This is a genomic window from Candidatus Symbiopectobacterium endolongispinus (assembly GCF_018777385.1).
Lineage (GTDB): Bacteria > Pseudomonadota > Gammaproteobacteria > Enterobacterales > Enterobacteriaceae > Symbiopectobacterium > Symbiopectobacterium endolongispinus.
Genome location: NZ_JAFJYB010000003.1, coordinates 377527 through 392300, shown reverse-complemented (window position 1 = coordinate 392300; position 14774 = coordinate 377527). Strand labels below are relative to the sequence as shown.

At 49.4% G+C, this 14774-nt stretch carries 12 protein-coding genes and 5 pseudogenes; 4 read left to right on the top strand and 13 right to left on the bottom strand.

All coding sequences use genetic code 11. From position 1 onward, the window contains the following. Nucleotides 1-140 precede the first annotated feature (140 nt). The 4 genes and pseudogenes from JZM30_RS13480 to JZM30_RS13465 all read right to left on the bottom strand — a co-directional run. Nucleotides 141-607, bottom strand: a pseudogene (locus JZM30_RS13480) (ABC transporter ATP-binding protein); the annotation flags it as partial. Next, nucleotides 607-1704 (bottom strand): annotated as a pseudogene (locus tag JZM30_RS13475) (ABC transporter substrate-binding protein). The pseudogenes JZM30_RS13475 and JZM30_RS13480, both read right to left, overlap by 1 nt. 262 nt (nt 1705-1966) lie before the next feature. Then, complete coding sequence (locus tag JZM30_RS13470) at nt 1967-2218, bottom strand: MurR/RpiR family transcriptional regulator (RefSeq protein WP_252319342.1); 252 nt, start codon at nt 2216-2218, stop codon at nt 1967-1969. Nucleotides 2219-2239: 21 nt separating this feature from the next. Continuing rightward, nucleotides 2240-2848: a MurR/RpiR family transcriptional regulator gene (locus JZM30_RS13465; RefSeq protein ID WP_252319340.1), complete on the bottom strand. Its 609-nt coding sequence runs from the start codon at nt 2846-2848 to the stop codon at nt 2240-2242. Nucleotides 2849-3099: 251 nt separating this feature from the next. Here JZM30_RS13465 and JZM30_RS13460 point away from each other — a divergent pair, with 251 nt between their 5' ends. Beyond that, complete coding sequence (locus tag JZM30_RS13460; RefSeq protein WP_252319339.1) at nt 3100-3540, top strand: hypothetical protein; 441 nt, start codon at nt 3100-3102, stop codon at nt 3538-3540. A gap of 173 nt (nt 3541-3713) precedes the next feature. Here JZM30_RS13460 and JZM30_RS13455 read toward each other — a convergent pair. The 9 genes and pseudogenes from JZM30_RS13455 to JZM30_RS13415 all read right to left on the bottom strand — a co-directional run bounded on the left by JZM30_RS13455 (nt 3714) and on the right by JZM30_RS13415 (nt 11888). Further along, nucleotides 3714-4255, bottom strand: a pseudogene (locus JZM30_RS13455) (diguanylate cyclase). A 68-nt stretch (nt 4256-4323) separates the two neighbouring features. Then, nucleotides 4324-4845, bottom strand: coding sequence for an MASE2 domain-containing protein (locus JZM30_RS13450; RefSeq protein ID WP_252319337.1), 522 nt, complete (start codon nt 4843-4845; stop codon nt 4324-4326). A 215-nt stretch (nt 4846-5060) separates the two neighbouring features. Continuing rightward, nucleotides 5061-7229, bottom strand: a pseudogene (locus JZM30_RS13445) (YjbH domain-containing protein). Next, the gene (locus tag JZM30_RS13440) at nt 7229-7438 is read right to left on the bottom strand and encodes a capsule biosynthesis GfcC family protein (RefSeq protein ID WP_252319670.1); all 210 of its coding nucleotides are present in this window, start codon (nt 7436-7438) and stop codon (nt 7229-7231) included. The pseudogene JZM30_RS13445 and the gene JZM30_RS13440 overlap by 1 nt, the downstream one beginning before the upstream one ends. After that, on the bottom strand, nt 7344-8009 hold the full coding sequence (locus JZM30_RS13435) for a capsule biosynthesis GfcC D2 domain-containing protein (RefSeq protein ID WP_252319331.1): 666 nt from the start codon (nt 8007-8009) through the stop codon (nt 7344-7346). Before JZM30_RS13435 ends, JZM30_RS13440 begins: the two co-directional genes overlap by 95 nt. A 9-nt stretch (nt 8010-8018) precedes the next feature. After that, nucleotides 8019-8660, bottom strand: a complete 642-nt coding sequence (locus JZM30_RS13430) for a YjbF family lipoprotein (protein ID WP_252319329.1) — start codon at nt 8658-8660, stop codon at nt 8019-8021. A 110-nt stretch (nt 8661-8770) separates the two neighbouring features. Then, nucleotides 8771-8995 carry an exopolysaccharide production protein YjbE gene (yjbE, locus tag JZM30_RS13425; protein WP_252319327.1) on the bottom strand — a complete coding sequence of 75 codons (225 nt, stop codon included), beginning with the start codon at nt 8993-8995 and terminating at the stop codon, nt 8771-8773. Between the two features lie 412 nt (nt 8996-9407). After that, a complete protein-coding gene (gnd, locus tag JZM30_RS13420) occupies nt 9408-10817 on the bottom strand; it encodes an NADP-dependent phosphogluconate dehydrogenase (RefSeq protein ID WP_252319325.1) in 1410 nt (469 codons plus the stop codon). A gap of 169 nt (nt 10818-10986) precedes the next feature. Next, nucleotides 10987-11888, bottom strand: a pseudogene (locus JZM30_RS13415) (sugar phosphate nucleotidyltransferase). Between the two features lie 194 nt (nt 11889-12082). Between JZM30_RS13415 and rfbA the strand changes: the two are divergent. The 3 genes from rfbA to rfbD all read left to right on the top strand — a co-directional run bounded on the left by rfbA (nt 12083) and on the right by rfbD (nt 14420). Further along, complete coding sequence (rfbA, locus tag JZM30_RS13410; RefSeq protein ID WP_252319323.1) at nt 12083-12958, top strand: glucose-1-phosphate thymidylyltransferase RfbA; 876 nt, start codon at nt 12083-12085, stop codon at nt 12956-12958. A gap of 83 nt (nt 12959-13041) precedes the next feature. Further along, nucleotides 13042-13575 carry a dTDP-4-dehydrorhamnose 3,5-epimerase gene (rfbC, locus tag JZM30_RS13405; RefSeq protein ID WP_252319321.1) on the top strand — a complete coding sequence of 178 codons (534 nt, stop codon included), beginning with the start codon at nt 13042-13044 and terminating at the stop codon, nt 13573-13575. After that, nucleotides 13575-14420, top strand: coding sequence for a dTDP-4-dehydrorhamnose reductase (gene rfbD / locus JZM30_RS13400; protein ID WP_252319319.1), 846 nt, complete (start codon nt 13575-13577; stop codon nt 14418-14420). Before rfbC ends, rfbD begins: the two co-directional genes overlap by 1 nt. Nucleotides 14421-14774: the final 354 nt, after the last annotated feature.

Genomic DNA, 14774 nt, shown 5'->3' with positions numbered 1-14774 from the left:
ACCACCGTAGAGCCGGAGGCCACATGCAGCCGTTTTATTTCCAACTGCATATGTTCGCGCAGCTTTTTATCCAGAGCACCCAGCGGCTCGTTCATCAACAGTGCCGTCGGGGAAAAGATCAACGCACGCGCCAGCGCAACGCGCTGCTGCTGCCCACCGGACAGCTCTCGCGGCAAACGATGTCCCTTATCATCAAGCTGGATCAACGCCAACGCATCCGCCACTTTCTGCTTGATGTCACGACGCGCCACTTCGCGCATTTCCAGCGGAAACGCCAGGTTATCCGCCACTGAGAGGTGCGGAAACAGCGTGTAGTGCTGAAACACCACGCCAAGGTCGCGTTTTGCCGGGGGGGCAAATGCGTAATATCCTGATCGTTAATCAGCACGCGTCCTTGGCTGGGTTCGGTAAATCCCGCAACCATCATCAACGTGGTGGTTTTTCCTGAACCGCTGGCACCGAGCAACGTCACAAACTCGCCTGGCGCGATCGCCAAATCCAGATTATCGACGACGGCAGCCTGTTCGTAGCGCCGGGTCAGCCCCTCAAGGCAGAGTGCAGCTCCCGGCTGACGCCGGGAGCTGTGGTGTGTTGAATCCGTTTTCATTACTCCTGACCCAAGATCCATGGTTGCCAGATTTTGCCCACTTCCTCAATGTTATCTGTCCACCACTGCGCATTTTGTACAAAGGAGCGCGAGTAATACTCAGGGTTGGAAGGCAGTTTTACCAAATCCTCTGGACGAACAAACTGGAAGGCTTTTTTATTGGTGGGACCATAGGCGATAAACTGGGTAATTTTCGCCTGAACCTCGGGCTGTAACGCAAAATCAATCAGCAACTGCGCATTTTCCGGGTTCGGCGAGCCTTTCAGCACGCTCCAATACTGCAACTGCTGTTTGATCTGGTTCCACTCAATGGCTAACGGTGCGCCCTGATCGATCAGCGCTTGTGCGCGACCGTTCCACAATGCCCCTAACACCGCTTCTTTGCGCTACATCAATTGTACGGATAGCGCCCCAGTATCCCACCATTTCACGACATGGGGTTTGATTCGGCTCAGAGAAGCAAACGCACGCTTGATGTCAATCGGGTAGATGTCTTTCATGTCTACGCCATCGGCAAGCAAGGCAAATTCCAGCTCAGTAGAACTGGTGCGCAGATCCGTTAAAGTACGCGGACCGGGGAAACGTTCCGCATCCCAAAATTCTGCCCAGGTACGCGGATTGTTGACATCACGGAAGACATCCGTGTTGTAAACCATCACTGTCGAGAAGAACAGGTTACCGACCATATTGGGACGGCGTACTTCGGGGAAGATATCGTCGGGATTGGTAAACTTCATACCCGCGTAGTTGATTGGCATCAACGCCCCGGCCTCATTGAGGTTGGTTTGTGTAACATCTCCGATATCCAGCACATCAAGCGTCACAAGACCTGCTTTGATCATTGCCATGATTTGCGCAGCCGTAGAAGGCTGAATGATCACTTTAATGCCAGTCAATTCCGTAAAAGGTTTATAGACCGCATTTTCCAGCGCTTCCTGATAGCTTCCGCCAATCCCGCGAACAATCACTTCTTTACTGGGTGCGGCAAAAACCGCAGGTGAGAAGGCACCGAGCAGAGCCCCTGCGCCAATAATCGATGTTTGTTTTATTAAGCGACGACGATCGGCATTAACCACTTCATCAACGCTTGACGGCATGAAACCCTGTTGCTTTTCGTTTCCTTTGTTCATATGTTTTCCTTTGAGAAACAAACGGTAAGAAACTACTTTTCTCTGATGTCAGCAACATAAGACACGGTTTAATCAAAACGAGGATTAAACAAAAAATGGTGTTCCAGCAACACATTGATTGGTCAAATAATGAAACGAAGGCGCGAAGGTATTTCTTTATAATGTTGCAGTGGTGGCAATAACCACCGCTGTTTTACTGCTTATTATTTTTACTGCTTTATAATTATATCTATTTATTATTGTTAAATAATTCCCTGGTGTTGGCATTTTCCCAATGACCCAGAAGACGCCAGGCATCATCGGAAAGTTTTAAATTCGCTTTGATTTTCTCCTCATCTTTCGTGATTACCTGCGCCATCAACCAATCGGCGACGATCATCGGACTCACTTTCGACCACCATGCCACTGCTGATGAACTGCGCACGATATACAACATTTCATCAGCTTCATTGGCTAAAGGAGAGCTGGCTCGGTCTGTCATCGCGACGACATAGGCTCCCCGTTACCGGGCAAGTCTCATCAAATCAATGGCATAGGGGATGTAACGCTCCCACCCGATACCAATAAACACATCCTGCTCATTCACTTGCAATATGCGGTCTGCCACATCACCGTGACCGATATTGAACACCTCAGTGTTGCCGAGAAAATGATTCAATTGCATCGCCAGATAGGAGACCATGGAAAACGACGTTCCGTTACCACTCACCCAAATACGCCTTGCGGCAGCGATACGCCCAGCGACTGCTGAAACAATACGGCCTTCATTCAGTTCTGCTGTGGCTTTCAAGAGCTGGCTGGTATTGGCAAACACGCTCTCTTTTAATTCTGTCTCACTGGGCAACGCAGGTTCGCGATGCAAGATGCCGCTGGCGCCAGTGCGCTCAATCAAAGCATCTCCCAATGATTCTTTCATGTGGGCGTAGCCCTCATACCCCACTGCACGTGAAAAGCGCACAATGGCGGCATCACTGATGTTCATCACAGCGGCCAACTGGCGGGCCGTCATGAATGCTACGCGATCTTTGTTGCGTTCGATGTAGCGTGCAATCATCTGCTGTGACGGGGTCAAGCGCGAAAAACGTTCCCTCAATAAAGCGGTGAACTCCATACTGCCCCCTTAAAGAATCAGTTGCTACATTTAAAATCAAAAATGTAGCAACTGCAACACTGCATTTTATTTTTTCTTATTAACGCATAAAAAAATAAGTAGCGGGCTATTAATAACCCATTCATGAAAGAATGGTTGTATTTGCTTCAGACATAAAACATTTTAGGCCAATTTGCAGATAACCGCTTGCCAATACGGCTTCGGAACAGCGACTTTGCGCAGGAGACGGAATATAGAAGAAAGCGTTGGCGATGGTGCGCTACAGTCTTAACTCCCCGCTACCACCGAGATCACAAAAAACCATCATGATAAGCAATATTGCAACATCAACACTGCTGCTTTCTTTTAGGGCACGTTTTACCCACAGCTTGACCTCCGTCGTCAAACTTGCAGACAAAACAAAATCGCCCAAGCACATCGCCTTTGCAGAAACACTGCTTAGGATAAAAAAGGCGGCACCCGACACCCACCTTGAGTCACTGACGCGTTTCAAGGCGTGTCCCTACAGCTATTCACGCTCGCATCAACAACGTATTCGGGAAGATAAGTATCAGCATCTTGGCAATGCGCTTGATCGGGTTAAGGAGATACGGCAATTTTTAGACGGTTTTTCGCCAACAGAACAAGCGCCCCCCCGCCCCGGAAGTCAGATTACGCCGTGCAGTAAACCAGCATCTGACGCGATCCTATGAAAATTCTTCAGGCGTTTACGCAACAAAAGCTGCTATTTATGCCATCAGTCAACATGTCGATCAAAAAAAGCAAACGTTAAACCTAGATAACTTCACACACCTCACGACGGATATTCACGCCATGATTGATGCGGGAAAACCGCTGGGAGAAATAACCAACCGGATTATTGACTTCAAAATCTATCATCGGCTGAACTCACTGCCGTAGTCAGCGCGCCATTGCACGTCATGAAGGTAAGGCGGTTAGGCCACTTCGGTGCGCCCACGGTCTTTGTTTTTCGCCATATATAGAGTGCAATATCTGCCGCTTTGAGCCAATCGTGATACTGGTTCATGGTCGGGCGATATTCCGCTACGCCGACGCTGATGCGAATCCCCAACTGTGGCGTTTGCGTTAAACGCTTGTCGGCCAAACGACTACGAATGCGGTTGATGATCTCAACCGCATCTGTTGCTCGCGCCTCGGGCAAAATCACCGCAAACTCATCGCCACCGAAGCGACCAATCACATCGGTCGCGCGTAAGCCGTTGCGCAGTTCTTCCGTCAAAAACAGAATCGCTTCATCCCCACATGATGACCAAAACTGTCATTGATGGTTTTGAAATGATCGATGTCGATCAACGCCAATGTAGAAGGTTCATCAATGTGGCGACAAATTTCATATTCATTGTGCAACAACTGCTCCCAATGGTGACGGTTATAGACGTTGGTCATACCATCGTGGGTGCTCATCAACATCAGTCTGCGCTTGTGCTCAGCCAGATTAGTCGCCGTCACATACGTCACATAGCCAAGCGCAATCGGATAGACAAGCAGCATGGGCAAACAGGCGTAGAGCTGAGTGGTGTGGTCACTAAATCGATGCGGTGCGCGTTAAGGCCAGCGACCAAGGCTGCGCTGAGCAGTTGTAAACTGACGCCCTGGATAAACAAGCGGATACCGCCCCCCGCCATGCTATTCATGCCGACCATGGCGATGATAATGACACTGGGCAACACGTTGAGCCCCATCATACCAATCCAGAACCCACCATAAACAACATCCGCCAGCAAATTCCCTCGCTCAAAGCGCATGGGATCTGCGGAACGCGTAGACAGGTAACAGGCAAGATAGGGCCATACAAACACATTGAGAAAAAGCAATACCCATACCCAAAGCGGGGTGGTTTTTGTCACCAACACGGAAGTGATAAAGAGGGAGCACAACAACGTACCGATAATACGCGGCAGGAAGACCCGCTTGTAAAAGCGTATCCCGGAAAGACGAGAGTCCACTGTCAATAATGTAGGCGATTTAACAGACATGACGCCTCCCCCATTCCATTGCATCAAAGGGTGAATAGTATGACCTAAATCATGCCATTCACTGTACATTAACGCAGTTAATTTATTATTTATATCGTTACCTGAAACTCGCACAACGTCCACTGTGAGCCGATAATATTCCTTTATCAGGTAAAAACAATGCGGCCTTACTCTAGAGAGTAAGGCCGCCAGTTTATACCTTCTACGTATTACTATTAGCGGATTTCACCTGCCACGCCATAGAGGCCGTTGCGTCGTTGCAACATCTGACCACCGTCACGCGTCAGCGGCACCCAGCCGACAGCACCGCGTTTCACCGTCGGTTCGGTAAACATTAAATCGAACGGAATAGAGATATAGAAGCCCTTGGTAAAGCTGCCTTCGCCGTAGTCTTTGCTGCTGACATCGGTTTTGGTGGCAAACGCCCCGGCGACAATGCCGCTATCAAAGCGACGCGACAGATCGACCGTTACACCATAGTCTCCGGCCAGATAGCGCCCGACGCTGATTTTCGCAAAAGCCCCTTCAACGTAAGGCATTTCCCAGTAAGCCGTAAGGTGTCCGGTAACGACATCATAATCCGCGGTGCGCATGATATCATTCCAGTCACGCTGCTTGACGTAGTTGACATCCAGCCCAAGCGCCCAGCGTTCACCAAAGGGGCGGTACAGCACTTCTGAACCAACGCCCGCGTACATCATTTCCAGATAACCGCCATACACCTGGGTATACCAGTCTGTTGCCGGGTTATCCATGCATGTCAATTGCAGGTTGGTCAGCAGCAGATCTGAAGAGGTTACGTATTCACGAATCCAGGTTCTGACACGCGGTAAAGTGGTATCAGTCGGGGGCGTTTTGTAATTGAAGCGATCGTAGTTGTTGATCAGGTTCAATGACGCTGCACCACCCACAGACCAGTGATCGCTCAGACGATAATCCGCACTGTCTTTCAGCGCCACCTGATACATATAGAACGATTCCGCGCCGCCGACTGATTGCGTCAAAGTCGGCTCTATCCCATAGGTAAAGCGCGATGGCTCGCTGCGTAGCGCCGGTTGCCCGTTGATATCAGAGAGTGGTTCAGCACGGTGGCTGAGTGGCTCTGGCTGCCCTAATGGGATAGACGCAGTTTGCACCTCACAGAACGCTTTGCTATCCACCGCGGTGCTTTCCACCGGTAAACGCTGGCTGCGGCGCACAATATGGTATTCCCCTACGCTTTCAGGCACGTGGTTTGCCAGTACCGTCGCGGCGCGTTGAGTGGCTTCGTTTTTATCGCGGTACTTATCCTGATCGGCAACAATAGTCACCTGATGCGCATCGGCATAAATATCCGCGTCGCTGTATCCCGCTTTATCATCCAGCTCACGCGCTACCTGCTGCCAGTTGATGCCTTTCTCTGAATGGACAGGCGCGTACACCGGCGGAACATCTTCCGGATGTGATTGGCGTAAATCGTTAAAGTTGGTGTGTAGGCTAAAGCCTCACATCAAGGTGTTGCCGCGCTGCCAGGAAAGGGTGGTATCGAAGTAATCACTGACGCGATACACCATACCGATATTGAAGGGGGAGTCTTGTTTGATTTTCTCACCTCTCCTGTATCCAGGCACTATTGTATCTGCAGGTTCATTACTATAATCATTGCCATCATATTCGAGTTTAAAACGTAATGGGCTCCATGGAGTTTGGTATTCAACACCACCAAATAATGCTGCGGGCCCATGAAACATGCTTCCTAGCTCAAATTGCCCCCCACTACCGCTATAACTAGTATTGCGTTGACAAAAGCTTGCTTTGAGCTCACAAGCTGGATTCTTAATATTACCGCTCTCAGCCATATGTCCCCAACCGATTCCAAGACTGAAATCAAATGGTCCTAATCGCTTACTACCAACCAAATACTCTCCATCGAACAACCCTGTTCCCGCTATATCTCGGATGCCCATAGCCATTTCAGGTAACCAATCACTTTCTTGCCATAAACGAACTTTTACATCGAATCCTTTATCTTTATGTGTTTGATTACCACTAAACTCGTAACTCAAACTATACGGCATAGTACGTGTATCCGTATAACGCACCGTGGTTTCCAACCAATCAAACAGTTGCAACGACACAGAATAACGTCGGTATTCCTCGTTATCACGATAGTTCAGGTTAAACTCACCGCTGCGCGCCATGCGCGCCGTCGGCATTTGCAGCAACCCGGTACCACCAAAATCAGACTGTGATACACCTGCGCTGTCAAAGCGGGTATTGGGGTTGGTGACGCTTTTAACCATATCACTTTGCTGGGCGACATCTTGCGCCACCGCCTGACCCGCCAATGCGCTGCCGATGGCCAACGACAGACAGCCTATTTTAAATCTTCTGTTCTTTGTCATCAGTGCGGGATCCGGTTAGCCAGAAAATCAGCGATTTGATCATTCAAAGAAGCAAATTCGTTGGGTAATACACTGGGGTTGAAACCAATAAACAGCGTTTCACCCGCTGCGGGCTCAATGTGTTGCTGGTTCCATAGCGCCAGTGGCACCTTGCGCCATGTGCCTTGCCCATCGATAAGGTAACCGGCATCCTGGTTGGCACCCGCCAGGAAACGATGATCCAGCACATAATCCCGAACCGTCCAGCCCGATTGCAATACCACATCCCCCCACCGTTTTCAGCTCAGCCACATCAGCATCGGTGTTGATAAGCCCTGCCAACGTAAAACGTGATGCCAACGGTGCAATATAGAGCGCATAGTCACCGACAAGGGGGCGGTTAACGCGTGGATTTAGCCGAATTCTGTCGGGATCGAGTGGCGTGGATATTTGCCCGGCCAAGTCAACCTGATCCAACATTTTGCGCATCAGCCAGGCGGAAATAGCCAGATCGCCATCGCCAGAGTTACGCCAGCGGGTTTCAAGCTCGGCCAAGGATTTCCGCAATTGTTCCGCCTGTGCATACACTTTCTTGGTACTGGCGTAATCAGAAATTAACGCGCTGCGCCAGTTAACATCGGCAGGAAACGCCACCTGTTGATAAAACTCAATCAGCCGTGTTCCATCCGCTTGCTTTACCACCGCCAGCGTTTGCTGCGGGGTTTTTACTGTCAACTGCGCTGCCTGTGCCGCCCCCACAGTGAACAGCATCAGGAGTGCCATACGGGAAAATGCCAACATGTCAGTCCCTTATTGTAAGTAGGGTTTTAATACCGTGAATTTGACCTGTGCCATGTCCGGCCCCATATATTGCCAGGTTTGCACTACCTGCCCTGAGCCGGGTTCCAGCCAATAGGTGTTGGTATATTCAGCGTTTAATGCTGATACCGAAACCTGCTCGGTAAATTTAAGCAATTGGCGCGGCTTACCCAGAATCGTCACCGTTTCTTTACCTCGTGCCTGAAACACGGATTCAACCGCATAATCACCGCGCCGCACCTGTGACCAGGCCATTTTCCCCTGCCAATGCATCGGGGCTGACGGTTTTAGCAGACCTACCGCAAGCGGGTCGGGCGTGACATTAATCACGTGGGCAATATCTTCACCAAAGCCCTGCGTTTTCACAATGCGCCCCTGCTGCATCACCAGAATGTTACTGTCTGCACCGATCCACTTAAGCTGATTATTTTCTGCGAAGGCCGACACTACAAAGGCCTGAGAAGCTTTGCCAATCTTAAGATAGGCAGAAGCATAAGGCGTTTTTTCAACCCGTTCAGCGGAAACCTGCACATCATCCGTTCCCCAAATCGCCAGTTTGGCGGTTTTTTGAAACGCATCCATATTTCGAGAACAACCGGTCAATGCCAGCGCGAACAGTGGCAGTAATATCATCGCACTGCGTTTTGCCACGAGCGTTATTTTTATCATTGCGTGAATGTCTCGCGAAACGGCTAAACCAATAAAAGAAAGGCCACCGAAGTGGCCTTAGTGATCAAATGACCTTACTGAACAGTATTAGGAACCACTGAACCAGTAGTCCCGGTAGCGCTGTTATCGTCATTGCTGGCAACAGCAACGGCAACAGCTACCGCAGCAGCCACACCTACCGCGACGGTATTGACGGAGTCCGCAGTGATGCCAGCTGCGCCAGTAACAGTAGCTGGCGCGGCAAACGCGCTAGAGGACATGGCGACTGCTAGGGCCAACGTAAGTAACGTCTTCTTCATTACGATTTCCTTTATTAACAAATGAAGCGCTTCAGGGCGGAATACCGTTCCGAGGAACCGCATCCCAACCTTCTTTAACCGCGATGCGCGGCACAGCCAACTCCGACCACGGCGACATCGCTCCACTGAGGATATAGATTCTCAGCAATAGATTATACGACAGAGAGTCTTAACGCTCCCCATCATGTGACTCTGTTTTTTTACACAAGCTTAAAAATAGCAAGATCTCGCTACAATAAACAGCAAAATTGTAAATTGCGCTCTTGTCAACGTTAACAAAAATGCACTGCAAGAAAAAGGAAATTATCCATAACACAATGATTAATTTGAATTTAACGAAAACGCCATACGCAAAACGCCGAATAGCTGGACTATTCGGCGTTTATTTGGCAACGTAATTTTAGGAAATAACTTATTCCAACCACTCGGTATGGAATACGCCTTCTTTATCGGTACGTTTATAGGTATGCGCACCAAAGTAGTCGCGCTGCGCCTGAATCAGGTTGGCAGGCAATAATACCGCAGAGCGATAACTGTCGTAATAAGAAATAGCCGCAGAGAAGGTCGGCGTCGGGATACCATTTTGTACCGCATAGGCCACCACATCACGCAGCGCCTGCTGGTATTCATCAGCGGCTTTCTTGAAGTAAGGTGCCAACAGCAGGTTGGCAATATCCGGTGTTGCCGCGTAGGCATCCGTAATTTTTTGCAGGAACTGGGCGCAAATAATGCAACCGGCACGGAAAATCTTGGCAATTTCACCGTAGTTCAGATTCCACTGATGCTCTTCTGAAGCCGCACGCAACTGTGAGAAACCTTGCGCATAGGAAACGATCTTACCCAGATAGAGCGCACGACGCACGTTCTCAATAAAGGTAGCCTTATCACCGCTAAACGGTTTTGCCTGCGGACCAGTCAGCACTTTGGAGGCAGCAACACGCTGCTCTTTCAGAGAGGAGATATAGCGCGCAAACACAGATTCGGTGATCAGCGACAGCGGTTCGCCAAGATCGAGCGAGCTTTGGCTGGTCCATTTGCCGGTGCCTTTGTTAGCCGCTTCATCCAAAATCACATCAACCAGATAGTTACCCTCTTCATCTTTCTTAGTGAAGATATCTTTGGTGATATCGATCAGGTAGCTACTCAGTTCCCCAGCATTCCATTCAGAGAAGGTTTTTGCCAGTTCATCGTTAGACAGATTTAAGCCGTGTTTCAGCAGTGAATAGGTTTCGGCAATCAGTTGCATATCGCCGTATTCGATGCCGTTGTGCACCATTTTTACATAGTGACCGGCACCGTCTGGCCCGATATAAGTGACGCAGGCTTCGCCTTCGGCACGGGCAGCAATTTTTTCCAAAATAGGCGCCACCAGCTCATAGGCATCTTTCTGCCCACCCGGCATGATGGAAGGACCTTTCAGTGCGCCCTCTTCACCACCGGAGACACCAGTGCCGATAAAGTTGAACCCTTCCGCAGACAGATCACGGTTGCGGCGGATGGTGTCCTGGAAGAAGGTGTTGCCGCCATCAATGATGATGTCGCCTTTATCCAGATATGGCTTCAGGGATTCGATCGCTTTGTCCGTGCCTTCACCCGCTTTTACCATCAACAGAATACGGCGCGGAGATTCCAGAGACGCCACAAATTCTTCAACGGTGTAATAAGGCACCAGTTTTTTGCCGGGATTTTCGACCACCACTTCTTCGGTTTTTTCACGAGAGCGGTTGAAAATGGACACGGTGTAACCACGACTTTCGATGTTAAGCGCCAGATTGCGTCCCATCACCGCCATACCCACCACGCCAATTTGCTGTTTGGACATTAAAGCAACTCCTGTCTGAAGGATAACCTGCCTGTATCACGACGACGACAGACAACGCAAAAGCAGGCGGATATGGTAACTCAGCTTAAGGCATGTGGATAGTGATAGGTCTAAAGAAGAGAAAAGCCCCGCACGATGGCAGGGCTTAGTAGCAAGGTATCAATGCCAATTATTTATTCAGCAATTCTTTGATGCTGGCTTTAAACGCATCACCAAACTCAGGATTACGCAAACCATATGCTACAAATGCCTGCATGTAACCCAGCTTGCGCCCGCGGTTAAAGCTGCGGCCTGCCATATGCACCGCATCTACCTGATGGTTTTGCTCAATCAGTTCGGCAATAGCATCCGTCAGTTGGATACGCCCCCAAGCACCGGCAGGCGTTTTTCCAGAATAGACCAGGCATCAGCAGACAGTACATAATGGCCGACAGCAGATAAATCAGACCCTTCTTCCGGCGGCACTTCCGGTTTTTCGATCATGGAAGTGATGGCCGCCGCGTAACCTGCATGGTTCAATAGCTTAGCGCATTCCATCACAGAGTATTCCGGCAGCACTTCATAAGAACGATGTTTTACCAATACCTGGCTATGGCCAGTTTCTTCAAAACGCGCGATCAGCTGTGCCAGATTCTCTTTACTCTGATCGGCACTGGCTTCATCCATCACCACATCCGGCAACACCACCACAAACGGATTATCGCCTACTATAGGACGCGCGCCGTTGATGGCATGGCCCAGCCCCAGCGTTTCGCCCTGACGCACGTTCATAATAGTCACGCCCTTAGGACAGATGGATTGCACATCGGCCAGCAGTTGGCGTTTTTGCCGCTCTTCCAGCAAAGACTCCAGCTCAAAGGAGATATCGAAGTGGTTTTCAATGGCGTTTTTCGAGACGTGCGTAACCAGCACAATCTCTTTGATACCAGCATTGATGCACTCATTAACGATTTTCTCAATTACCGGACGATCCACCAACGGCAGCATCTCTTTTGGGATTGCTTTTGTTACCGGCAGCAGGTTCATACCCAACCCGGCGACGGGGATAATCGCTTTCAATGTTGTTGCCATGCATTAACTCTCTTGTTATCCGTTGTCATTTTTCTGCCATCATAACGTGGCTGTGGGAATAAGGTTACACCCAATTGCTCACAACGCTACCTGAAAGGCGTAACTATTCTTATAGTTCAGACAATTCCGCATCGATATTGTATACTCACGGCCCTACTCTCTATATCTCTGATATAAACAGCGAAGGCTAACGAATGAAAGGCATCGTATTAGCGGGTGGGTCTGGCACTCGGCTTTACCCCATCACGCGTAGTATATCAAAACAACTTCTGCCCATTTATGACAAACCCGTGGTGTATTATCCGATATCGGTACTGATGCTGGCAGGCATTCGAGATATTTTGATTATCAGCACCCCCGAAGACCTTCCTTCATTCCAGCGCCTGTTAGGTGATGGCAGCCACTTTGGCATCAATCTCAGCTATGCGGAGCAGCCAAGCCCAGACGGGCTGGCTCAAGCGTTCATCATCGGTGAAGGGTTTATTAACGGTGAGCGCTGTGTGTTGATTTTGGGTGACAATATCTATTTTGGCCAAAGCTTCGGTAAAAAGCTGGAAAGTGCAGTGGCACAAGAACAAGGCGCAACGGTGTTTGGCTACCAGGTGACCGATCCTGAGCGCTTTGGCGTAGTGGAATTTGATGCTGGCTTTAAAGCTCTGTCTATTGAAGAGAAGCCGCTCAAGCCTAAATCTAACTGGGCGGTGACTGGGCTCTATTTTTATGACAACAATATCGTTGACATGGCCAAGCAAGTTAAACCCTCGGCGCGTGGGGAGTTAGAAATTACCACGCTCAACCAGATGTATCTGGAGCAGGGCACACTTAACGTTGAGCTGCTGGGCCGTGGCTTCGCCTGGTTAGATACTGGGACCCATGATAGTCTGATTGAGGCCTCGCAGTTTATTCATACCATTGAAAAACGGCAGGGAATGAAAGTGGCCTGCCTGGAAGAGATCGCTTTCCGTAAGGGCTGGATCTCGCGTGAACAAGTAGCAAAAGAAGCCCAATTACTGAGTAAAACACAATATGGGCAGTATCTCGCGCGACTGGTTGCAGAATCCCAGCATTAACTAGCATCCGTCATCCTCGGCGTATTCCGGGGATCTTGAGCAGAATAAACACACCTTCAACCCATTACTCATTGAAAAACACTATGCAAGTTATCGATACCCCTATTTATGGCGCCAAAGTGATTCAACCCAAGGTTTTTGGTGATGCTCGAGGATTCTTTTTAGAGACGTTTGAGAAAAACCGTTATCAGCAGATGCTAAATATTGATCTGGATTTTGTGCAGGATAACCACTCTCGTTCAATGAAAAGTGTGCTGCGCGGACTGCATTTTCAAAAATCACGACCGCAAGGCAAGCTGGTGCGCGTAGTGCGCGGTGAGGTTTATGATGTAGCGGTGGATATTCGTCGTGATTCCCCAAGCTATGGCAAATGGTTTGGCGCGCTGTTAACCGAAGAAAATAAGACCCAATTTTGGTTGCCGCCAGGGTTGGCGCACGGTTTTGCCGTGATTTCTGACGTTGCGGATTTTGAATATAAATGCACGGAATATTATCAACCTTCTGATGAAGGCTGCCTGCTATGGAACGATCCGGATTTGGGTATTGAATGGCCGCTGGAATCCCCCCTGCTTTCAGAAAAGGATAAGCTCGGTAAACGATTCAAGGAGTTGGATTAATGAAAGTATTATTGACCGGTGCAAACGGTCAGCTAGGACGCTGTTTTCAAGACAGAATGCCCGCTGGCTGGCAAATTCTTGCCACTGGCTCTGCTGAACTGGATATCACCGCTCTGGATAAAATCACGGCTGCTGTAACCGCCTTCAAACCTGATGCGATTGTTAATGCCGCAGCCTATACCGCAGTGGATAAAGCAGAAAGCGAGGTGAAATTAGCAGAATGCATTAACGCCGCTGGTCCGGCTCATCTTGCAACTATGGCTGCCCAGCACGGCATTCGCTTGGTGCACGTTTCTACCGACTACGTTTTTGATGGCAATGCCAACACCCCCTACACAGAAGAGAGCCAGACCAACCCACTCAGCGTGTATGGCAAAACCAAACTGGCGGGTGAGCAGGCAGTGAGCGCTGCCGCACCGGACGCAATTATCGTGCGCACCGCCTGGGTGTTTAGCGAATACGGCAATAATTTCGTGAAAACCATGCTGCGTTTAGGCAAAGAGCGTGATGCATTAAGCATTGTTGACGACCAGCGCGGCTGCCCCACTTATGCCGGTGATTTGGCTCAGGCGATCATTGCGCTGTTACAGAAACAGGCTAAAGGCGGGATTTATCACTACGCGGGTGATAAAGAAGTGAGCTGGTTTGAATTTGCTCAAGCAATTTTTTCTGTCGCGGTGCAGAAATCCGTGTTGAGCAAAGCACCTGCGCTCACACCGATCACTACAGCGCAATATCCTACTCCTGCATACCGGCCTGCCTACTCAACGCTGGCTGGGGACAAAATCAAGGGATTAGGAATTACGTTATCTGATTGGCAAGGCGCGTTAAAGAAAGCCATTTAGCACGTTAACTAACCGAGTTTCTCTTACCCAGTCATCTACACGCTACATTTTCTATCATTCTCGCACCTTCTGTCATTCCCGCGAAAGCGGGAATCTCCCACGGGGAAAATACATTCCATGTGAGATACTTCAACATAATCAACCGCAGGCCAAAGCTTTATGTTCACTCAGTCCAGTAGTCAGCCTGATTGCGTTACATTACAGGTTCATCAATCTCTCTAGTCTCTTGTTCTGTTTTCAACCAACGAGAGGCTTTAAGAGCAGCCGTAAAAAACCACACCAACTCAGTTAATAGCTCAATGACAACCGGGTCGTTTCTGAAGATAACTTCTGCTCAGTAAGCAATTGCACTAA